This is a genomic window from Haloimpatiens myeolchijeotgali (assembly GCF_042688525.2).
Taxonomy (GTDB): Bacteria; Bacillota; Clostridia; order Clostridiales; family Clostridiaceae; genus Haloimpatiens.
In genome coordinates, this window is record NZ_JBHWAB010000001.1 from 736991 (window position 1) to 762181 (window position 25191).

The following is a 25191-nucleotide window of genomic DNA, read 5'->3' on the forward strand; positions in this document are numbered from 1 at the left end:
GATGAAATAATGAAGAGAATACCCTATGGCATTTCTAATTTTGAAGTTTTAAGGGGAAAAAATTATCTATATGTTGATAAAACATCATATATAGAACTTTTAGATAGATATGCTCCTTATCAATTTTTTATAAGACCTAGAAGGTTTGGAAAAAGTTTATTCATATCCACACTGGAGAATTATTATGATATAAATAAAAAGAATAAATTTCAAGAATTATTTGGAGATTTATATATAGGTAAAAATCCTACAGAAGAAAGAAATGAGTTTCTAGTTTGGAGGATAAGTTTTGCTGGAGTCGATGCTGGGCATGGAGAAGAAGAACTTAGGAATAGTTTTAATGAAAAGGTTAATTTATCTGTAGAAAAATTTATAGATCATTATTCAAATTTATTTGAAGAAAAAGATGTTTCAAGAGAAATGAAAAGTGCGGAAATAGCAGTACAATATATATCCCTTTTAGCAAATAAAATAAATAAAAAAGTATTTGTCCTAATAGATGAATATGATAATTTTGCTAATGAGTTAATCACAGGAGGAAAGCAAAACACATACACAAGCATACTGCATGGTGAAGGATTTGTTAAAGTATTTTATAAAGCTATAAAAGATGCAACTATGGATAACTTTAATAGAATATTTATGACAGGTGTAAGTCCTATAATGCTGGATGACTTAACTAGTGGGTTCAATATAACTAGAAACTATACTTTAGATGAAAATTTAAATGCCATGATGGGATTTACAAGAAAAGAATTATCTTGGATTATGGATGAAGTAAACATAAAAGATACAGAGCTTAGGGGAAAAATTTGTAGAGATATGACTACTTATTATAATGGATACAAGTTTAACAAAAGGGGTAATAGTGTATTTAATCCTGATATGTCTATGTATTTTTTAGATAATTATTTAGCATACAATCGTTATCCAGAAGAAATGATAGACAACAATGTAAAAACTGATTACGGAAAAGTTAATCAACTAGCTTATAATTTTAATGATAGAGAAGCGTTAGATCAAATAATGACAAAAGGTGAAACTTCTACTATGTTAGTAGATAGATTTAATATCCATACTATGTATAGTGTAAAAGAAAATTTTAAATCTTTATTATTTTATCTTGGGATGCTTACTATAAAGGGGCAAGGACCTCTTGGAACAGAGCTTAAAATACCAAACTACGTTATTAAAACAATCTATTGGGAACAATATTTTCAAAAAATGAATTTAGAGTATAATCTTCAATTGTATGATATAAGATTAGCGGTAAATGAAATGAGAATGAATGGGAATATTGAATCTTTATCAAAACTTATAGGTAAAATTTTAGATGATTTATCTAACAGGGATTTAATACAAATGGATGAAAAACATATCAAGATGATAATACTTACTCTTTTAGGTGTAGATAGTACTTACTTTATTCAAAGTGAAGCGGAGAATAATAAAGGGTATGTGGACATAATGCTAAAGAGAAAGATTCAGTTTAAGGATGTAACTAAGTTCCAGTGGATTATTGAGTTAAAGTATATAAAAGAGAGTGATAGAGGCATATTAGAAAAGGTCAAAGAAGAAGGCTTGAAACAGCTCAAAGGATATGAAGAAAGTAAGTTTGTTCAAGAAGAGCTTGGCACACAAGATTTAAAGAAAGCATTAATCATTGTTGTAGGTAAAAAGGATGTCTACACTGTGGAAGGCTAACCTTCCAAAAAGTGGAATGACCCCAGGGGTGCAAAAAATGGAAGCACCCCTGGGGTGTAAATTTTTCCAGGCCACCAGTAGTTTAATCAAAACTGCTGGTGGTTTTATTATATAAAAACAGAAAAATAGTAAAGATTACTAAAATTTCTACGATAAACTACATATGGTATGATATAATAGTAATTGGAAAGAATTATTAAAGTTTTTTGTCATATTATGCCAAGAAAATACAATTAATAATTAAGAATGAAAGACACCTTTCTTCGTCGAAGAAAGCTTTTAATTAAATTTAATTATTTTTTCCTAAGGAAAAATTTCCTTAATTATTAATTATTAATTATACATTACTAATTATTTAAGGAGTGACAGTTAAGTATGAGTAATAAAAGCATTACAAAAGCTGTGTGCTTATCAGCTATATGTGCTGTTTTGAGTGTTCCTTTCGTTTCTGTGGTTAACACAACAAATGTACAAGCAGCTACCATGGAAAGAATAGGGGAAGAGAATAGATATTTAACAGCTTGTAGACTTGCGAAGGAAACTTTTAAAACTTCAAATGCTGTAGTATTGGTAAGTGGAAAAGGATATGCAGATGCAGTTTGTGCAGCACCTTTTGCAAAAAACTTAAATGCACCAATACTTTTAACTTCAGGTAATAGACTTGAAAATCAAGTTGGAAAGACTATAAGAGAATTAGGTGCTAGAACTGTTTATATTATAGGTGGAAAAGGAAGTATTAGTTCACAAATTGAAAGCAGTTTGAGATCTAACTATGGTATTTATGTTAAACGTATTGCTGGTAAAAGCAGATATGATACAAGCGTTTTAATTGCAAATGAAGTATTAAGAAAAAGTGGAAATAGAACAGTATTACTAGCAAATGGACAAGTAGGTTATCCAGATGCCATAAGTGCAGCTTCTATTGCAGCTAATATGGGATATCCACTTTTAATAACAGATACTAAAAAAGTTCCAACTTGCATAAAAAATTTAATAAAAACTAAAAGTCTCAATGTACTTGCAGTAGGTGGAAAAGGAATTATAACTGATTCAGCCCTTAAATCTGTAGGTGGAAAGAGAATTGCAGCTGGAAGAGATAGATTTGATACAAATATTAAATTATTAAATTATTTTAAAAATAAGATAAGTTTCGACAAGATTTATGTAGCTTGTGGTGGAGCAGATAGAAAAAGTCAATTTGCAGATGCTCTTGCAGCTTCAGGTGCTGCTGCTAAAACTAATTCACCAGTAGTACTTAGTGGACTTGGTGCTGGAACTTCTCAAATAGAAAGTGCAAATAGATTTATAAGAAGTAATATGAAAAAAAGTACTATTATTAAAATAGTAGGTGGTAAAGCAGTAATAAAACCACAACTAGAACAAGAATTAAATAGAATAATATCAGGCGAAGGTCAGATAGGAATTGGAACGGAACTTCCTTACGACAAAAAATTTACTGTTATAGGTGATAAAGCTTATTCAATGAATTATTTTATAAGACATTCAAGTAAAATTAATTCTGATTTAAAAAATGGAACAGGTTTGATTTTCTATTGTTATAAAGAAGGAAGAAACAGTAGAATATTGAATCCTAATACAAATGAATTTTTAACTGAAGAAGAATTAATGAAAGAATGTGGAAAGACTGTTCATTTTTATGATACTTATACTGAAAAAACTTATGTTTATAATGGAAATGTGTTTAAGCTTCAAAATGTTGGAACACAAAGTACTAATTCTAATTTAAGTATTTCTGAAATGGGAGATAGAAAAATAGTTGGCGTTAAATTATTTTCTAATGTAAAGCAGCATATAGCTGGCGCTAAATATTTTCAAATAAAAGGAAGTCCATATATTAAATATATAGATGGTTCTAATGAGATAAATTGTGTCCTTTCTAGGGATTTAGACAATAGATTTAAAACAGAAGTTTATCTTTTAAATTATGACAAAAAAGTCATAGCAAAAGGTGTATTAGACATAACATCATTTTTAAGTACAAGTGGAACAAGTAGAAAGATAGATTTTGATCTTGTAGATGAAAAGACTAATAATGCAGCAGGAAATATCATAAATGGTGGTATGGCACTGCAGAGTGGAAGTTATATATACTATAACAATACTGGTGATGGAAACAAATTATACAAGATGGCTTTAGACGGAAGCTATAATAGAGCTATAAGTGAAAATGATGCAAGATATATTAATGTTTTTGATGATACACTTATATACAGTAATTACAAAGATGACTTTAAATTATACAAGGTTAAGAATGATGGTACAAAACCTGAAAAAATATGTAATGATAAAGCAACATATGTAAATGTAGTAGGTGATTATATTTATTATAGTAATCACTCTAATGGTGGAAAGATATATAAAATTAAAATAACAAGAACTGAAAAAGGACCTTCTTTTGGAAGTTCACAGTTAGTATGTAGTGATGAATGTGAATATTTAAATGTTGTTGGAAATACTATTTACTACAGTAATTATGGTGATGGTCATAAGTTATATGCAGTAAATACCAACGGTACTGGAAGAATAAAATTAAGTAATGAATCTTGTAATTATGTAAATGTGTATGGAAGTTATATTTATTATATTACTGATTCTGGACAATTAAAAAGAATAGGCACAGATGGAACTGTTCCAAGTCACAATATACTTGCAAGTAAGGTCTCTAGCTTAAATGCTATGGGTGATTATGTATATTATACAAATCTATCTGATGGTGGAAAGATATATAGAGTAAGTAAGAGAGACTTTAGATGTGAAAAAGTTTGTAATGATAGTGCAGAGGCTTTAAATATTACTGGTAATTTTGTAAGTGTAGGAAAAAATTCTATTAATGTAACAGGTGAAAATATTTTCTACAGTAAATCTAGTAAATTATATAGATATGATTTAAAAAATGCTATAAGAACAGGAAGTAAAAATGGAAGTGCAGTTAAGAAACCAAATTACACATTAAAAGTTAAAAAGGTTTATGATGGCCAAAAGACTATAGATATGAATGATATTAACAGAAGTCAAAAATATATTGATGATAAGTATCTTCCAGAAAAAATTACAGTACTTATGAGTGATGATACAGTAAGAGAACTTGTTGTTGTTTGGGATAGAGATAAAGTATCTCAGGGCAGTGGAACTAGGACTTATAGCGGAAAGGTTATAGGATATGGTGCAACTGCAAAATTCAAATTGAATTTAGTTTCTAAAGATATAGATCCTCATTCAGTTGCAATTGAAAATAGTGCAGATACTAGTGACACAATGACAGTTAGAGGATTAGGTTCTGGAGATGTTATAAAAGTTTATAGAAATACAGATTCAGGTACAAGTGCAGCGGCAAGTGGAACTGCAAATTCATCAGGAGTAGCTACTATAAATCTAGGAACATCAGTTTTAGACAATGATGGAGGATATATATATATCACAGTAACATCATCTGGTAATTCTGAAAGTAAACCTGTAAGAATAAATTACAATGGAGCAGGACCAAAACAACCATCGACTTTCCATGCTAAGGATAATGATTCAAGTAACCATGGCGTTGATGGAAGAGATATGGCTCTTACATGGGCAACTCCAAGCAGTGATGTTGTTAAACAATATGTATATGTTGTAAAAGATAATCCTGATAATGCTACATTGGATTACAGAAGATCTACTCCATTAGCAACAATTTATGATAATAGAACAACTCATTGGACAGGTAACTATGATTTAGATAAAGACAGTCAAGGCTTTAAGCTTTCAAGTGGAAGATATAGAGCATTTATAGTATTTGAAGATGCAAAAGGAAGAAAGAGTAAGCCAAAATATTACAATTTTAATATAAATTCAGAAGGAACTAACGATGTAAGTGTATATGGAGTTTCATTTGATGATAATAGTATAACTATGGTAATTGGAGATACTAAAACTCCAGAAGTAAAAATTAGACCAGTAAATGCTACAAATCAAAATTACACTTTAGAATCTTATAATAAAAATATAGTTGCAGTAGAAGGACATCAAATTAGAGCATTAGCTAGTGGTACAACAAGTATTAGAGTAATAACTGAAGATGGATCACATTATGATACTTGTACAATTACAGTAGGTTTGCCAAGTGTAACTGATGTAACACAAGTACACATTGATAGAAATTCATTAAATATAAATGCAGGTGATGAAGTTCAATTAAATGTTAATTGTAAACCTGATAATGTACAAAATCCTAATATAATCTGGACTTCTAGTGATGATGATGTAGTAAAAGTAGATTCTACAGGAAAAATAAAAGCATTAAAATCTGGAACTGTAACAATAAAAGCAAAAGCTGATGGAACACATGTATATGACACATGTACTGTACATGTAAATGGTGGTTATGTTCCAGTAACGTCTGTAGATATTTCAGGCAGCTTATCATTAGTTGTAGGACATACAAAGAAACTTAATGTTTCTGTAAATCCATCAGATGCTACAAATAAGGATGTTACTTGGGTTTCAAGTAATAGAGAAGTGGCTGAAGTTGACCAAGATGGAAATGTAACTGCTAAAAAAGCAGGTTCAGCTACAATTGTAGTAACAACTAAGGACAAAGGAAAATATGATGTTTGCACAGTAGTAGTTACTAATAAGTAAATAAATTTACATTAATAATTTTAAATTTTAAATTTTAAATTAAATTGGCATCCACATCAAATATGATGCAAAAATAAAAGGTCACCCATATTCTTGGTGAGAATTGAGAATATGGGTGATCCATTTTTTGGAACGACCCCAGGGGTGCAAAAAATGGAAGCACCCCTGGGGTGTAAATTTTTCCAGGGGCAAGCAGTAAATATGAATCCAGCAGAAATGCTGGATTTTTTTTGTTACATATCTTCATTAAAAAACTTTTCTCAGAAAATTAACTTAAATTTTACAACATTAATCATATTTTCAATATCCTCAAATAAACTTAGTATTGGGTATAATTTAAAGCTTGATTTTATGCCACTTATAGAGCTGAATAAAGCCATATAAACTTATTCAATTATTAAAAAATTCAAAAACTAGAACGAAAATACTGGTAAAATTCACAAAAATGTAATATAATTGTAATGTACATTAATGGAAGGGGAGTGCTATCTTGGAAAATAAACATAAAAAAGTATTTGCCAGTTCTTTAGTTATGTCTCTGGTGTTTACTACAGCATTAGCAAACACAGGGGTAATGGCTCAAGAAGTAAGTACTTCGTCATTTGGTAGACTGTGCGGGTCAAATAGATATGAGACCTCGGTATCCGTATCAAATTATGGATGGAAAGACGGATGTGAGTATGTTATCCTTGCAAGCGGAGAAGACTTTGCAGATGCACTTTGTGCAGCACCACTGGCAAAGGTTAAAAAGGCACCAATACTTTTAACTTCAAAAAATTCTTTGAATCCAAAGGTTAAAGAAGAAATTGAAAGACTAAAAGCGGCAAATGTAATAATAATCGGAGGCGTTGGGGCGGTCTCTGAAAATGTAAAAAAACAAGTACAAGCTATAAAAAGCATAAAACAAGTAAATAGAATTGCAGGAGATAATAGGTATGAAACATCATTGAAGATAGCTAAAGAGTTAGGAGAAACCAATGATGTAGCAGTAGTAACTGGAAATCAATATGCAGATGCATTATCTATTGCATCCATTGCAGCTCAAAAACAAATGCCTATTTTAATGACAGATAGAGATAACATGGATTCGGAAGTACTTAATTATATAAAACATATTAAAAATATTGATAATACTTATGTAATTGGTGGAACTGGAGCAGTAAGTCAAAATGTACAAGATAAACTGCCAAATGCAAAGAGATTATTTGGACAGAATAGATTTGAAACTAATACAAAAATAATGAAAGAATTTAAGAATGAAATTAATTTTAAAAAGATTTATTTATCAAGAGGAAATGGTCCAAAACAAAATGAATTTGCAGATGCGCTAGCAGGATCTGTTTTAGCATCACAAACAAATTCGCCAGTTATTTTAGTAGACAATCAGATTTCTGAAAATACGAAAAATTTCGTCAAAGGAGAAATTTCTCCAACAAGTGAAATAGTAGCTTTAGGAGGACAAGCAGCAGTTAAAGATTCAATATTAAGTGCAGTTAAATTAAATGGAAAACAATATAATGAAAATGATAAAAAGTATGGTTTAGAAAATGGTGATAACCGTGAACAAGTAGAAGGTAATGCGGTTATAAATGGCAAAAACAGTGAACTTAATAATGCTGATATAAAAGGCAATTTATATGTTGAGAATGAAGGAATAAAAATTAATAATGTAAAAGTAGATGGAATTATTTATATAAATCAAAAGGGAGCTGCACATTTAAATAATGTAGAAGCTAAGGAAATAAGAGTATTAAATTCAGCATCTCATAGTGTTTATTTAAAAGGAGTTAAATGTGACAAATTATCTGTAGAAATAAAAAATGAAGGTAGTACAACAATTAATGCACAGGAAAATAACAAAATAAAGAAAACAGTTGTAACTTCATCAGCAATATTGGATACATCTCAAGGCAAGCTTGGAGATATAGAAATAGGACAATCTTCTCAAAAAAATAAAAAGGTAGAATTAAAAGGAAAATTCCAAGTGGTAACTTTAAAAGGAAAAACAAATCTAGAAGTTGATAAGTCATCAAAAATTAAAGAAATGAAACTTGAAAATGAAGGAAAAGAAAGTAAAGTAGAAGTTTCAAAAGGTGCAGTTATAGAAAAAGCAGATAAAGGTATAGACTTTAAAGGCGACGGAGCAAAGGATGTAGGTAAAGGTGACGTAAGTACAGGTGGTTCATCAAGTGGTAGTTCATCAGGAAGCTCAAGCTCAGGTGGTTCAAGCTCAGGAGACAGCTCTGGTGGTGGTCCAAGTACACCAGAAGATCCAGATAAGCCTGACAAGCCAGATAAAACTGAAATGTCAGCAAAGATTAAAGTAAATGGAGACACTATAACAATTAACATTAACAATATAAAAGATGATGAGATAACTTTAAAAGTTATGAATGATAATGGTGAATTTGAAAACTTTGCACAATTACAAAAAAATAAAGGTGACATAATAAATGGTCATGCTTCATACACATTTAAAGTTAAATCACCAGGAACTTATTATGGAGTTATAATAGGCAAGAAATCTGGAAAATTTACAACTGAAAAATTTGAAGTTAAAAAGATTATACCTTCAGAAGATTTTAAAGCTTATGCACGAGTTAGTGGAACAAAGGTAACATTAAAATTTGACAATATAAGTAAGCAGGATAACCAATTGACTATAAAAATTTGTAATAAGGAAAATGGGGATATAGTTCATGTTGGTCAGCTAGAGAGTAGTCAAATAAATAAGGGGCATGCAGAGTATACATTAACTGTTGATAGTGGAACTTATTATGGTGAAGCTTGTGGAAGATACTCTGGAAAAATAAAAATAGAAGAATTTAGTGTAAAGTAACAGTTTAGTATGTCACTATGTAATCTAATTTTAAAGTATTAATATTATTCAGTTTCCAGTAAGCAGGGGTTAACTGTCAATTGTACACTGTGAACTGTTCACTGAAAAGAGGGGGTTATTTGATTTGCAAAGAAAACATGGAAAAACTTTAAGTGTATTACTTTCAGCATTGCTAGCAGTTTCAACAGTAGCAGCAGCACCACTTAGTGTATCTGCTAAAACTGAAACAAATACTGAAAAAGAACAAATTATAAAACAGCTTCAGGAAGCATACAAAAAAACTTTAACTAAATTAGGTGATTATAAAGGAAAATATAATTTTAAAAATGATAATGCGCCTAAAAAGGAAAAAGTAAATCCACAAGAAAAAGTAAGAGTTATAATTCAAGTAGAGGGCAAAACATTAAAGGATCAGGTTGCAAAAGGTAAAAAAATAGAAATGAATTCTAAAAATCAAGCATTATTAAATTCAATTAAAAAAGCTCAACAGCCTTTAAAAAAGAAAGTTACTAATATAAATAGAAACATAAAAATCAAAAAGACTTATGGAGTTCTTATAAATGGATTTAGTGCAGAGGTTCAATATAAAGATATAGAAAAAATAAAAGAAATACCAGGAGTTAAGCATGTAAGTGTTGCAAAAGTATATTATCCAGAAATGAATACTGCAAAAGGAATTACAAATGCAGAAAAGGTTTGGAAGGATTATGGTTTAAAAGGTGAAGGTTTAGTAGTATCAATAATTGATACAGGTATTGACGTTGGTCATAAAGATATGAGACTTTCAGATTCATCAAAAGCAAAAATAAAGAAAGCAGATATAGATGCAAATCAAGATGATAGAGGTAACTGGTATACAGAAAAAGTTCCATATGGATATAACTTTGCAGATGATAATCATGTTGTAAAAGATACAACTGACAGTATGCATGGTATGCATGTTGCAGGTATAGTTGGAGCTAATTGTGAAAATGAAGATCAAATTAAAGATAATACAGGAATAAGAGGGGTAGCACCTGAAGCACAACTTCTTGCTATGAAAGTATTCTCTAATGATCCAAAAGGCGGCGGAGCTTTTCAAGATGATATAGTTGCGGCTATAGAAGATTCAGTAACACATAAAGCTGATGTTATCAATATGAGTCTTGGTTCAACTGCTGCATTCCAAGATGCACAAGATCCTGAACAAAAGGCAATAGAGTATGCTGTAGACCATGGAGTATCTGTTGTAGTATCAGCTGGTAACTCAACTTTTTCTACATCACCTTACAAAATTCCAGGAGTGAATGATACAGGTCTTGTAGGTTCACCAGGTCTTGCTGAAGACAGTCTTCAAGTTGCATCTTATGAAAATACTACAGCTGTATATAAAGCATTGACTTTAGGAGAAACAAAAATTCCATATTCAACTTCAGAAATGAGTCCAATAGGAGTATTAAGTGGAAAATATCAATTAGTAGATTGTGGAAAAGGAAAACCAGAAGATTTTCAAGGAAAAGATTTAACTAACAAGATAGCTTTAATAGAAAGAGGAGGATTAACTTTTGTAGATAAAAAGTTAAATGCTCAAGCTGCAGGTGCTGTAGGAGCTATTGTATATAACAATGCAGGTGGTGGAGAAAACTTTATAAACATGGCAACTGACCCAGGAGTAAAAATACCTGGTATATTTGTAAGAAGAAGTGATGGATTAGATTTACAAAAAGTAGCAGGAAAGGAAGATAAAATATCTTTCCCAGACATTGTTACAGCAGCTGAAAATATAAATGCAAATGATATGTCAGATTTTACATCTTGGGGACCAACTCCAAACTTAGATTTTAAACCTGAAATAAGTGCTCCAGGTGGACAAATTTGGTCAACAGTAAATGACAATAAATATGAAAATATGAGTGGTACATCTATGGCATCACCACACATGGCAGGTTCTATGGCATTAATAATGCAGCATGTTAAACAAATAGAAGCTTCTAAAAAAATATCTTTTGCAAGTGAAAGAGAAAAAGTGGAGTTTGGTAAAAAGTTAGCTGTAAATACGGCTAAAGTGCAAATGGATAAAGCTCATCCAGAATTACCATATTCACCAAGAAGACAAGGGGCAGGCTTAGTAGATACTAAAGCTGCAGTTGAAAATAATGTAACTGTAGAATACAAAGCTAATGGAAAGCCAGTAGTTGCATTAAAAGAAGTTGGAAATCAAAAAGAATTTACATTAAAACTTCATAACTATGGAGATAATGCAGTTACTTATACAGTTGCACCACAAGATAGTAAAGTTTTAACAGAAACTATGGGTTTTGTACAAGGAATGTCATTTGAGCAGGAAATGACAGATTCACATGTTGGAGTAAACAAATCTACTATTACAGTAGAACCAGGAAAAGATGCTGAAGTTGATGTTATGTTGACAATGGGTGGAGAAAAATTTAAAAATAGCTTTGCAGAAGGATTTATAAAATTCACACCAGAAAATAAAGGTGAGGAAGCAAGCAAAGCACCAGAATTAGGAATACCATATATGGGATTCTATGGAGATTGGAATGGATTACCTACTATAGGTGCGCCTATGTGGGAAGATAGTTTCTTCGGAACTACAACATTATTAACAAAAGGTTCAGATGGGGATTATTATTATTTAGGTCAAACTGGATCAGATGGAAGAGGAAATCCTATAGTAAAGGAAGACAAAATAGCTATAAGTACTAACAAGGGAGCATTAACAAACAATAGTGTTGTTCCAATATTATTTGCAATTAGAAATGCTAAAACTTTAAAAGTACAAGTATTAGATAACACAGGTAAAGTTGTAAGAAACGTATCTTTAGATAATAATATAAGAAAGATAGTAATTTCAGATCCACATGAAGCAGGTTATAGATTAAAACCAAATTGGTTATGGGATGGAACTCTTTATAATAGTAAAACTGGTAAATATGAAAAAGCTGAAGATGGACAATATACAATAAGAGTTGCAAGTTGTATAGATTATAAAGGTGCTAAACCTCAAAATCTTGATATGAAAGTTAAGGTTGACTCTATAGCTCCAGAAGTTGAAATAGTATCTAATGGAGATGAAGTAAAACCAGACAATACTTATAGTGTAAAATTTAAGGCAAAAGACGACAAAGAAGCTGTAAATTCTGGAATAAAACAATTTGTAGCATTGGTAGACGGAGATTTATATAAAGAAAATGGCAAAGTAGTATTCTTTAATGACATTAAGCCTAATAAAGATGGTATATATAATATTGATTTGAAATTACCAGAAGGAAAGCATGATCTAGCTATCGGAGCTTTAGATTATGCTGGAAATTTAGGATTAGATGTTAATAAGGCATACAAAAAAGGTTTTAATGCTAGTATAAGTAAAAAAGGTAACGAAGTAAATCCAGAAAACTTAGTAGATGGAAACTTTGAGGTTAATTATTATATTAATGATAATTATATTAATGCAATAGACCAAGTAAATATATATTTAGATGGAAAGAAAGTAACTAGTATACCTGTAGAAAAGGATAAACCATCTTATGTATATTCATTTAAAGATGTAGCAGCTGGAAAGCATAAAGTAACATTAAAAGGTATAAAAGTAGAAGGTGAAAATGAAAAGAATGTTTACGAAGAATCACTAGATATCCAAGTTCAAGATAATAAAATTGGATTAGAATTTGACAATATACAATCAGGAATGCAAACTAACGAAGAAAATTATGTAGTTACAGGTTCACTAAAAGGAATGCCAGACAAATTCACAATAAATGATGAAGATGTTAAGGTTGAAAATTTAAAATTTACTCATACTGTTAAATTAAAAGCAGGTACATTAAACAAAGTTAAAGTATTTATAAAGAAAGGCGAAGAAGAATTTAATTATTCTTATAATGTTTATTGCGATACTAAAGCACCAGAAATAGCTATAAATGCAAAAGGTGCAATTGAAAATAATAATGAAGTAGTTATTAATGTTCCTAAAGATACAGAAAAATACACATTAAAAGGAACAGTTAAAGACGATGCTTATGGCTATACATTCTATATAAATGGTAATGCTGACCATCATGTATCATTTGAAATGCCAAATCCTGAAGGTAGTGTTTATGACTTTGAAAAAGAAGTTGAATTAACTGCTAAAACTACTATAGTTAATCTTAAGGCAGTAGATGAAATGGGTAATGAAATAACTAAGATAGTTAAAATAGTTAAAGAGAATTCTACTGTAGTAGGAGACAAATTAACATTAGAAAGAATTAACTTTAAAGACACTTATAAAAATGGTGAACAATTTAGAGGTGGAGTAAAAGTTATAAATAATTCTGAAGAAGCTAAATCTGCAACTCTTATAGTTGGTGTATTTGACAAAAATAATAAGATGGTAAATGTAAACTTAGCAACTCAAGTAGTTGGAGCAAAAGGTAGTGTAGAACTTTCTTCAGTACTTTCAATACCACAACAAGGTGAATATTCATTAAGATGTTTCGTATGGGATTCACTAGATACAATGTTACCTTTATCAGAGATAATACAAATACCAGTTTTGCCAAATGAAAATAAAGTTGTAGAAGATACTGAAAATAATAAGGATAAGACTGTTGTAGAAGATCCAGAGGAAAATGAAAACAAAGAAGAAGTTAAAGATGAAGAAAAGGTTAAAGAAGAACCAAAAAAAGAAGATCCAAAAAATGAAGAGGAAATCAAGAATGAAGAAGAGCCAAAAAATGAAGGCAATGAAGGTAATGTAGAGGAAAATAAAGAAAATAAGAATGACCCAAAGGTAGAAAATCCAGAAAAACCAGAACAACCACAACCAGAAAAACCTCAAGATCCTAAACCAGAAGTGGGCGGACAAAACTAAATGTAAGTAAATGGAATGACCCCTGGGGTGCAAAAATTTCCAGAGGCAAGCAGTGAAAAAATCAGTAGAAATCCAGCAGAAATGCTGGATTTTTTTGCTGGTTGATAGCCCAAAAAAAGGAAGTACCCCAGGGGTGCAAAAATTTCCAGGGACAAGAAATATCCTAGTGGGTACAAAAATATTTATAAAAACGCTACTAAATTGGTAATAAATGTAATATAATATAATTAGTGGAAAATATCCAAAATAAAAAATTAAAGATAAAGGAGGAAAGTCTGTTTATGAAACCTAAAAAAAATTTAACAAAACTGGCGGCAATGTATGCAGCGGCTTTAATGATGTCTTGCAATGTGATGCCTGCGTATGCAGCGGCGCCAGATACCACCCAACCTGTGGAACCTAAACTGATGGTACCCAATAGACTGAGTGGCAGGGACAGGTATGAAACTTCAGTACAAATCTCTAAAGCTAGTTTTAAAACCTCCAAATGCGTTGTAATAGCTTGTGGAGAAAGTTTTCCAGATGCCATATGTTCAGTACCACTGGCTAAGAAATGCAATGCTCCGGTATTACTTTCAAAACACGATACGCTGCCGGAAAGTGTTGAAAAAGAAATATTAAGATTAAAGGCAGAACATATTATTATGGTTGGAGGAGATGGTGCACTAAGTAAATGTGTAGAAAGTAAATTGAAAGGTATAAAAACAGTAAAAAATATAGAAAGGATTTTTGGTAAAGATAGATATGACACATCATTAAAAATAGCCGAAAAAATGGGTAAATGTAATAAGGTAGTTATTGCTACTGGAAATGATTTTGCAGATGCATTATCTATAGCACCCATAGCAGCAATTAAAAACATGCCTGTAATATTATCTAAAAATACAGAAATTTCAGACAAATCATTGAAGTATATAAAAGAAAATTCAGTAAAGAAATCTTATATAATAGGTGGAAAGAATGTAATAAATAAAAAAATTGAAAATCAACTAGGAAATTGTTACAGAATATATGGAAAAAATAGATATGAAACAAATATAAAAATATTAAAAAGTTTCTATAATGATGTAGATTTTAACAAAATTTATATATCTAAAGGAGATACAAAAAATTCTTTTGCAGATGCCCTCACAGGAGGAGCAGCAGCTTGTCAAACACTCTCGCCTATGATACTTACAAAATCTGATAAGCTTCCAGAGACCTCAAAGCAATTTCTAAAAGAAAATTTATTCCCTTCTTCTAAAATTATCTTACTAGGTGGAGAAAAAGTAGTAAATAAAAATATTGAAAATGAAATTATTATAAAGGTAAAACATATATGTAATGAAGGACAATATGACGGAAATGAAAATAAAGCTGCAATTAAGAATGATGAAAATATATTCTTAGATGGAAATAGAATAGGGTTGAAAAATTTTGAGAATTTAATAGGTGATATATATATAAAGGGCAGCAATATTGATTTAGATAACATTCATACAAGTGGAAATATTTATATAAATAAAATTGATGGTGGAAGAATAAATTTAAACAAGGTACAAGCTAAAAAAATAATAATGTTATCAGGAGATAACCAAACATTAACTTTTAAAGATTCAAAGGTTGATGAAGTTTCATTATATGGAAGAAAAACTTCTAATTTAGTAGTAGAGAAAAGCAGTATAAAAGAGTTAACAATGGGAGCTAGTGCTAATATACAAGCTAAAAATGAAGAAATATCTGTTGTAAAAGTAGAGCAATCTTCTATAGATGATAGAAAAGTAGAACTTAAAGGTAAGTATCCACTAGTACTTGTATATGATGACTGTGAATTGATAGCTAATAATGGTAATGTTGATAAGTTGAAAGTGTACAGCAATAATATGCATGATGTTGTTAAATTACAAGGACACTATAAAAATGTTGAAGTTATGAATGAGTGTAATTTACAAGTTAAAGAAGGAAAAATAGATAATTTAAGTGCTGATTCGGATTTAAATTTAGAAGTTGACAAAAATGCAGAAGTAGGAGTTTTAAATGCCAATAATAATAAGGTAAATACAAAAGGTGAAGGAAAAATAAATGAAAAGCTAAATAATGATAGTTCAAAAAAAGATAGTCATAGACATAGTGGAAATTCTAATAATGATGGAAATAAAGAATCTGGAGAAAAAGTAGGCAAAATAGTTTTGAGTAAAGAGATTACAAAAAATATTGTTAAGATAAATGCTTCTAATATAAAAGACAGTGCAGTTACAATTGTAATTTATGAAAAAGGAAGCGACAAAATAGTATTTTTAGATCAAGTGGATGAAGAAAACTTTAAAGCTGGTAAAGTTACATTTGAAGTAAAATTGGACAAAGGTAGTTATCATGGGGCAGTAAATGGAATAAAAGCAGGCAAAACTGATTTTCAGTTTAATATTAACTCAGCCTTCGTAGGTGAAAAATAGCCGCTGCGGGAAATGATATCTTGCTCAGAAACCTTTCATTTCAGTAACAAGTTCTAAGCTTTACTCATATTGAAAAAAGATTTTTTAATTAATATTCCGTAGGAATCAGTAATTAAAAAATAACTTTTTTCAAATTCGTAAAACTAAGAACTTGTAAACTTTGTTCAAATGTTTCTTACGCAATATATCATTTCCCTCCGCTAAGCAGTATTTTTTTACTGTGAAAGTTGAGATATTAATACAATTATATCAAAAATAAAAGGGGGCGAAAATTTTGAAATCAAAAAAGATTATAGGGATTGTAATGAGTACATTTATGATTATGTCTTCCATTAACGTTTCTTATGCATTGCCTATAAAAGAGTCAAATCCGGACAAAACTTTAAATACTTGCGAAATACACAAGATGAAGCTTTCAAATCAAATAAAAGATAACCTGAAAAAGATGAATGTAGAGCTGGATTCTAAGGAAGAAGTTGAACTTTTAATAATATCTGATTTAGATGTGGATATTACAAAGAAATTATTTAAGTGTGGGGCATCTTCTGTGGATAGATTTGTTGAAGGGGCTTACAAAATAAAAATACCTGCAAAAAATGCTCTATTCATAGCTAAAATTTCACAAGCACTTGGTGTTGGAACAAATCAAATGATAGAGATTAAACCACCAAATGAATTACCAATAGCACATCCACAATTAGAATATGCACATGAGCATACCACAATTAAGGAATTATGGAAAAAAGGATATGATGGAAAAGGAACTACTATTGCAATAATTGATACAGGAGTAGAACCAAATCATGAGTTATTAAAATCAACTTCACATGGAAAACTTAAAATAGTTGATTATCAAGATTTTAACTATTCAACTTTTGGTACAAACCCAAATGAAGGAGATAATGAGCTGAAAGAAGTTACGCCAGGAGAAGATGGAAAAGTAGATATTCCTTACAGATACAATCCACAAGTTAACAGTATATTCAATCCTCAATTTGTAACTGGAACAAAGGAAGATATAAAAGTTCCTGAAAATTTAAAAGGGAAAAAAGTTTTAGCTACAGTATATCCAGAAGAAAAAATGATAAGAGAAGATAAAAGTTATTTTGATCTTAATAATGATGGAAAAGCAAATAAATATGCTTTAGTAGCTTATGACGGTGATAATGATGGTAAATATGAAAGCATTTTGTTTGATACAGATGATGATAACGATCTTTCAGATGAGAAAGTAATTGGAATTTATAAAGATGAGGCATCAAAACTTAAAGATAAAGAAATATTTGAAATGAATGAAGATAACACTTTAAAAGTTGATAAAGATGAATTAGTGATAAAAGATGAATATGAAAATACTTACAACAAATTATTTAATACTATAAAAAATAAGTACAGTGGGGAAGATGAAAATATAAAAAATACAAGGTCAAATTTTGTTTGTACTCGTGTTGAAAAAGAAATATTTGGTTCATGGTATATTAATATAGCTATGGATTCAAAAGGACACGGAACTCATGTAGCAGGAGATTCAAGTGCAAATGGATATAAATCTCATGAGTTTGTAAATAAGGAAAAAGAGCCTAGCGGAATTTTGAAGGGGGCAGCTCCAGGGGCACAAATTATGGCTTTAAGAGTATTTAACAGTAATAGAGGTACTTCACCATATAGATATATTAAAGCTATGGGTTATGCAGCAGTTCACGGAGCAGATGTAGTAAACATGAGTTTAGGTGGTTCTCCCGAATTTACAGATGGAGGAGCAGTAGGAGCTTTATATGCAAATTTATTATCTACAAAATATGGAACATTTTTTGTGATGGCAAATGGTAATGAAGGCCCTGGGGTAAATAGTAATGGTTCTCCTGCAGATAGTATGAACGCATTAAGTGTTGGTGCTTATTGTCCAAGTTATTATGTAACAGGAGACGATGCAAAATATGCTCCAGATTCTATGTGGTCATTTTCTTCTAATGGACCTTGTGATGATGGAAGAATAAAACCAGATATAATTGCACCAGGTTCTATGATATCATCATCACCAATGTGGAATATTGTAGGAAAAAAATATAATGACCAAGATATATTTAAAGACTGGGGTGGAAGACCTGTAGTTGGATATGCAAGATCTCAAGGAACAAGTATGGCATCTCCATATGCAGCAGGTTGTGCAGCAGCTTTAAAACAAGTAATAAATGAAAAAATAAAAAATAAAGAAGGAAATTCAATTTATCATCCACTTCTTTTAAAAGAAATTATTATGAAAACAGCAGATAAAGAAACAAACAATAGAAAGTATAATCCTGTAGAAATAGGTATGGGAATGATAGATCCAGTAGCTGCTTATAATGAACTTATAAATAATTATAAAAATTCAGATAAGCTTCCAAAACTTTTAACTGGTGACAATCCTTCAATGCAATGGCCTGTTGATTTAAGCGATAAGACTTATAAATACACTTCTTACAAATCAAATTATTTAATACCAAATGTTAAGTATAAAAATGATGACAGAATGCAAAGTACTGCATATGGCTTGTATGTAAGAGACAAAGAAATTCCAGAAAATGTTTCTATAGACATATCTAATTTTACAAATCGAGACGTAAACTTAGTAATTACTAAGGAAACATGGGGTAAAAATCAAAAAACTGACTGGCTTCAAGTACAAAATAGTTTGAATGTACCAAAAGAAAAAGTTCAAAATTTAAATGTAAAAATAGACAAAAATAAATTAGAGGTTGGAGTAAATGTTTTATATATAAAATTAGATGACCCTGAAACTTATCAAATAGATTGTATAATTCCAGTAACCATAATAAAATCAGAAGCATTATCAGTTGAAAAAACTTTGGTAGAAGAAGAATTTGAATTAGCACCAGGTGAATACCAAAGAATGTTTGTAAAAGTACCAAAAGATTTAACAAAGTTTAAAGTTACCCTTGAAGCACCAGAAGAAGGGGACAGGTATAGTCAAAGAATAAGACCAGAAATATTTATGCCTAATGGTTTAGGATATTTTTGGGATAATATGTACAAATACACTGGAGTTCAAAAACCTAAAGATGTAGATAAGTATGGCAAATATGTAAAGAAAGTAGAAGTTGTAATAGATAAAGAAGAATTAAAATCATCAAAGAGAAATTCAATTAATAAATGGGATGGAACTTGGGAAATAAATCCATATAGTTCTATAATAGCAAAAGGAGTAGGAAAGGCAAAAGTAACAGTTTCAAGTATAGGAGTAGTTTCTAGTGAAACGGAGAAAGATTTGGATTTTAGATTAGGAGAAAAATATTCAGGAAATATAAAATTTTCAAACACAAGTGAGAAAACTGTAAATGTATCTGGATTTGGATTTATAAATTTAGATAAAGCTGCAAAGAAAACTAGAGTAGAAGGATTAGCTGCATTTAGAGATCATGAAGAATTTTTTGAAATAAAGAAAGATGATAAAAATATATATAATAAAATTTCTATAATAAATTCAAATATGACTAAAGATGATGACATGAAGATATCTCTACGTAAAGCTGAATTGCTTTCTGATGGAAAATATATTGTTGGAGATGAAATAAAACACAAGTATATATCAGGAAATAACTTATCTTCATTAGTTTCTGAAGAATTAGAACCAGGATGTTATGCAGTAGCTGCAACTCCTACTATTATATCTAGTGGATCTTTAGATTTTGATATTTTAAATGAAGTAGTAAACCAAGGGGATGCAGTAAAAAATTCTATGATTATAAATGGAAATAAAGCTATAGAACCTGGAAAGCTTCAAGAATACAAATATACATTAAAGGCGCCAATAAAAGAAGGAAATTATATGGCTGGAATTTTAGTAAGAGATGATAAAGGAAAAAGAATAACTTTAATTCCAATAAGAGCTGAAGTAGGGGGTACAAACAATGTAATAAGAATAAAACAAGATAAAGTATCCTTAGATGATGAAGATTTGACTTTAGATTTAGAAGCTGATTTTGGTGAAGTTAAAGAAGATAAAAATAAATTATATGGAATAGAATTTACATTAAGATATAATCCAGATAAATTATCTGCAAAAGATTTATCCTTAGGAAAGGTATTTTCAGATAATCCAAGTTATGAAGTTAAAAAAGAAATTGTAAAAGATAAAGACGGAAAAGAAGTTGGAGAAATTAGATTTGCCTATGCATTTAAAGGAATCAAATTTAATGGAATAACTGAAGGAAGCATTGCCTCTATAAAATTTAAGGCAAATAATTTTGAAATGGGAAGTATAGACGTAGATAAAATGTTATTAGGTAATTATGAAGGACAAGAGCTTGCAGTAAAAGTAGAAAAGCAAAATATTATAGTAGCAAATCCTGATATAAATAGAGACGGAATTGTAAATGTAAAGGATTATGCTTATGCAGCTTATTCATATGGTGCAGATTCAAAGGATGTAAGATATAGAGCCGATGCAGATATAAACAAAGACGACATTATTGACGAACTAGACATAAACTACATCATAAAACACTTCAACTACCAAGCAAAATAGTGAGGGACGGTTCTTCAAAAATAGCAGAGAATGCTGGCGAAGAAGTAAGGGACGGTTCTTCAATAATAGCAAGGAATGTTGGTAAAGAAGTGAGGGACGGTTCATAAGTTAAAAGAAAAGGGGGCATAAAATTGAATAAAAAGATTCTAGCTGTTACCTTATCTGGGGCTATGATTCTCACATCAACAGGTACAGCTTCAGCAGTAAATATAAATAAGAAAAGCAGCAAAAAGATAAAAAAATCTATACAAAGTAAAGATAAAGCTTTAGTTCTGCAAAATCAAATAACAAAAGCTGCCTTAGAGCAGGGGGTAAAAGACTTAAAATCCGATGAAAGCATAGAACTGTTAGTAGTTTCAGATGGTTCAGATATTAGTAAAAGTTTAATAGAAAAAGGAGCGCAAGTTCATAAAGAAAGTAAAAGCGTATTTGTAGCAAAGGTACCAGTTAATAAAGCTTCAAAGTTATCTAAAATAAAAAATGTTAAGGCTATAGGACGAAATAGAATTTTATCACTTCCAAAGCCTATAAATAAGGAAGATATGACTCCTAAAAATAGCAAAATAGCTTATCCAAATTTAGAATATAGTAATTATGTAATGGGCATGAGTAAATTTTGGAGCAAAGGATATGATGGAAAAGGAACAAAAATAGCCGTAATAGATACTGGGGTAGAGCCTGGTAATGAAATGCTTACTTTAACTAATGAAGGAAAAATTAAAATAGTTGATTGGCAGGATTTTTGGAGCTACTGTAATGAAGACAGTGAAGGAGATGTATTTTTACAAGAGGCAGAAGTTCAAAAGGATGATGTGAATAACAAAAAGTATGTTGAATTTAACGAAAAGAAAATAATGATTCCAGATAAAGTGGAAGGTAAAGTCCTTGTAGGAAATTTTGATGAATCTGCATTAGTTTATTATTATGGTTTAAAACATCATGATGTTAATAACAATGGGGATATTAAAGATAAAATTCCTGTTATAGTGTATAACTATGAAGATGATAATCTAGCAAATTATAGAATAATTGTTGATACAAATATGAATAATGATATGAGTAATGAAAAGGACATGGCTATTTATAAAGAAACAGTTAAAGAATTCAAGGATAAGCCAATATTTGAAGTTAAAGATGGAAAACCTGTACTAGATGAAAATAAAAATCCAAAAATAAAAGAAGAATTTAAAGAAAAGTATAATATGCTTGTAAACAGTTTTTCTAACATGGGAAAAGGTGAAAATTTAGAAGGAACAAAATATAATTTTGTAGTTACAACAGTTTCAAAAAGAAATGGAAAATGGTTTATGAATCTTGGCTACGATGGAAATAGTCATGGAACTCATGTAGCTGGGGATTCATCTGGTAATGGATATAAGAAAGTTCCCTTTATAGATGAGACTGTAAAAGATGAAAAAGGAAATTTAGTAACAGATGGAACATTAAAAGGGGCAGCACCAAATGCACAAGTTATGGCATGCAGAGTATTTCAGAGTGATGGAGGTACTCCAGAATCAGCTTATATGGCAGCTATGGAATATGCCTGTGAAAATGGAGCAGATGTTGTAAATATGAGTTTAGGAAGTTTACCTGATATCGATGATGGAAATGATCCAAGTATGATATTAGTAAATCAACTAAGCAGAAAGTATGGTACTGTATTTGCTATATCCGCAGGTAATGAGGGGCCGAGCATAAATTCTGTTGGAACTCCAGGTGCTAGTGAATGGGCATTTACTGTTGGGGCTTATTGTCCATCATATGTAAACTATGGAAGTCATAAAATAAAAGACGGCTTATGGTATTTTTCAAGTAGAGGTCCTACAGAAGATGGAAGATTGAAGCCAACTATATTGGCACCAGGAAGTATGATATCTTCAGCACCAATGTGGGAAAAATCTGAAATAAGAGAAACAGAACCTAATGGAGGAGATTATGTTGGATATGGATTAATGGAAGGAACAAGTATGGCAAGTCCATATGCAGCAGGTATAATAGCTTCAGTAAAACAGGCAATGAAAGAAAAAAATATACCATTCCATCCTCTAGTTCTTAAGGAAGCTATATTTGAAACAGGAAATAAAAATCCTAATTCTGAAAAATATACTCCTGTGGAAATAGGGGGAGGCCTTATAGATGCAGACAAGGCGTTAAGTTATTTAGAAGATTTAAAGAAAAAAGGATTAAGTGAAAATAGTTTGAAAGACAAAGAAGGTTATATAGGTAGAAATAAGATAGTTTTAAAAACAGCTTTTGATTATAAAGAAAAGCTAAATTATAATCCAGAAGGTCTTTATGTTAGAAGTGGAGATATACCAGATACAGTAAATGTTACTATTGCAAATGCAGAAGATAGAGATGTATCTATTAAATTGAGTAAGGATAGTTATGGATATGAAAATGAGTGGATCAAACTTCCAAGTAATACTATTACATTAAAAAAAGGAGAAGAAAAAGAAATCACATTAACTGTAGATAAAGAAAAATTAAACAATGGAATAAATTCTTTAATAATAAATATGGACGACCCAAATACAGTATTAAAAGAAGGATTTATACCAGTAACAATAATAAATTATAAAGACTTAAATGTAAATAATCCAGTTATAGTGGACAATGATTCTAAAGGAGTAAATCCTGGAAATGTTAGTAAACACTTTTTCAGAGTACCTTATGGAACTAAAAAAGTAGATTTGAATCTTAAAATGGATGAAAAAATGGATTATAGTCAATTAAAACCAATAATAACTGAACCTACTGGTATACAGAAAAAAGTAGATGGAGCAGGTTGGTTAGCATTTCCTTACGACTCTGAAAATATAACAATAAATAATCCTATGCCAGGTACTTGGGAGATAGATTTATTTTCAGGATTAGTTGAGGACGTTAAAGAAGGTTCAGGAAAAAATTCACTTACTGCAAAACTTAGAGGAATATCTTTTGAGCCAGATGTAATAAAGTATAGTGGTATGAGTGGAGAATATAAGAAAAATAAAGTTAAATTTAAGATTTTAAATGCTACAAAAGATGATAACAAAACAATAAAATTATCTACTACAAATATGGTAGGAGAAGATACTAATAAGAAAACTGAAAAATTATCAATAAATAATGGAGAAGATTTGATTAAGATATTTACTATAGATAAAAATGATATAAATTTATTTGCAAAAATTAAAACTGAAAAGTGTGCTAATGCAAATGATGATTTAGACATTGAATTAGTAAAATTAGATGAAAAAGGTAGAGAAGTAGAACAAATTGCTCAATCAGCACAGTCTGGTGGAGATGAAGAAATGTTTGCAGAAGCTTTGCAGCCAGGAAAATATGCAGTAAAAATTCAAGCATTTAAGACAGCTCCAAAGACTAGTTTTGATTATACAATTCAACTTGCAAATGATTCTTTTGGAGAAAAATCTTTAGTATTAGATAAAAATGAATTGAAGTTAGATAGAGAATTAGGTGAAGTAGATTTAGGAGTGAGAGTTCCAACTAAAAAAGGTAAATATGTAGGATTTTTATATGCAAAAGATGATAATGGGGATATGCTTGGAAGAGCAAAAGTTGAAGCAGTATCTGGAGGTACTGGAAGTAATATCATATTAGGTGTAGATGATATTGTAAGAATAAATAAAGATTTCAATGTGAATTTAAATGGAGATATAAAAGATAACAGTGGTTTAAATAATGTATATGGTCTTCAATTTGAAGTTTTATATGATAAGGATAAGGTATCTTTAAGTGATATAAATGAATCTGAATTATTTAATGCAACTAATTCAAGATTATTACAAAAAGAAGTAGAAGATGGTAAAGTAACTTATGCTGTAGGATTATTAAATACAAATAAGGACAAAGATGCTACAGGCATAATAAAAGGCATTTTAGCTCAAATGAAATTAAATGCTAAAAAACTTGGAGATGTAAAGATAAAATTAGATAAATTATTAGTAGTAAATCATCTAGGTGATGAGGTAGCAGTAAATACATTAATAGATAGAAGCTTTATAATAGCAGAGCCTGATTTAATAAGTGATGGAAAGGTAAATATAAAGGATATATGTGCCTTTGCAAGTAAAATAGGAAGTTCTAAAGATGATGATGATTTTGATTCTAAATTAGATTTAAATAAAGATGGGGTAATGGATTTTAAAGATTTCAACTTCTTAACAGAATGTTTCAAAGAAGATATATGAAGTTG

The 25191-nt window shown here is 30.2% G+C and carries 8 protein-coding genes; all 8 read left to right on the plus strand.

Annotation, left to right across the window (positions count from 1 at the left end):
- Positions 1–9 precede the first annotated feature (9 nt).
- A complete protein-coding gene (locus ACFIJ5_RS03520) occupies positions 10–1704 on the plus strand; it encodes an ATP-binding protein (protein WP_379803856.1) in 1695 nt (564 codons plus the stop codon).
- A 375-nt stretch (positions 1705–2079) separates the two neighbouring features.
- Entirely contained in the window at positions 2080–6339 is a 4260-nt protein-coding gene (locus tag ACFIJ5_RS03525; protein WP_379803858.1) for a DUF5050 domain-containing protein, read from the plus strand.
- Between the two features lie 111 nt (positions 6340–6450).
- Positions 6451–6723 carry a hypothetical protein gene (locus tag ACFIJ5_RS03530; protein ID WP_379803860.1) on the plus strand — a complete coding sequence of 91 codons (273 nt, stop codon included), beginning with the start codon at positions 6451–6453 and terminating at the stop codon, positions 6721–6723.
- 106 nt (positions 6724–6829) lie between these two features.
- A complete protein-coding gene (locus ACFIJ5_RS03535) occupies positions 6830–9178 on the plus strand; it encodes a cell wall-binding repeat-containing protein (protein WP_379803863.1) in 2349 nt (782 codons plus the stop codon).
- A gap of 124 nt (positions 9179–9302) precedes the next feature.
- Positions 9303–14030 (plus strand): S8 family serine peptidase, encoded by a 4728-nt coding sequence (locus ACFIJ5_RS03540; protein ID WP_379803866.1) that lies wholly within the window; start codon positions 9303–9305, stop codon positions 14028–14030.
- A gap of 281 nt (positions 14031–14311) precedes the next feature.
- Positions 14312–16462: a cell wall-binding repeat-containing protein gene (locus tag ACFIJ5_RS03545; protein ID WP_379803869.1), complete on the plus strand. Its 2151-nt coding sequence runs from the start codon at positions 14312–14314 to the stop codon at positions 16460–16462.
- 274 nt (positions 16463–16736) lie between these two features.
- Complete coding sequence (locus tag ACFIJ5_RS03550; protein ID WP_379803872.1) at positions 16737–20990, plus strand: S8 family serine peptidase; 4254 nt, start codon at positions 16737–16739, stop codon at positions 20988–20990.
- A 131-nt stretch (positions 20991–21121) separates the two neighbouring features.
- A complete protein-coding gene (locus tag ACFIJ5_RS03555; RefSeq protein WP_379803874.1) occupies positions 21122–25186 on the plus strand; it encodes a S8 family serine peptidase in 4065 nt (1354 codons plus the stop codon).
- The last annotated feature ends 5 nt before the right edge of the window (positions 25187–25191 follow it).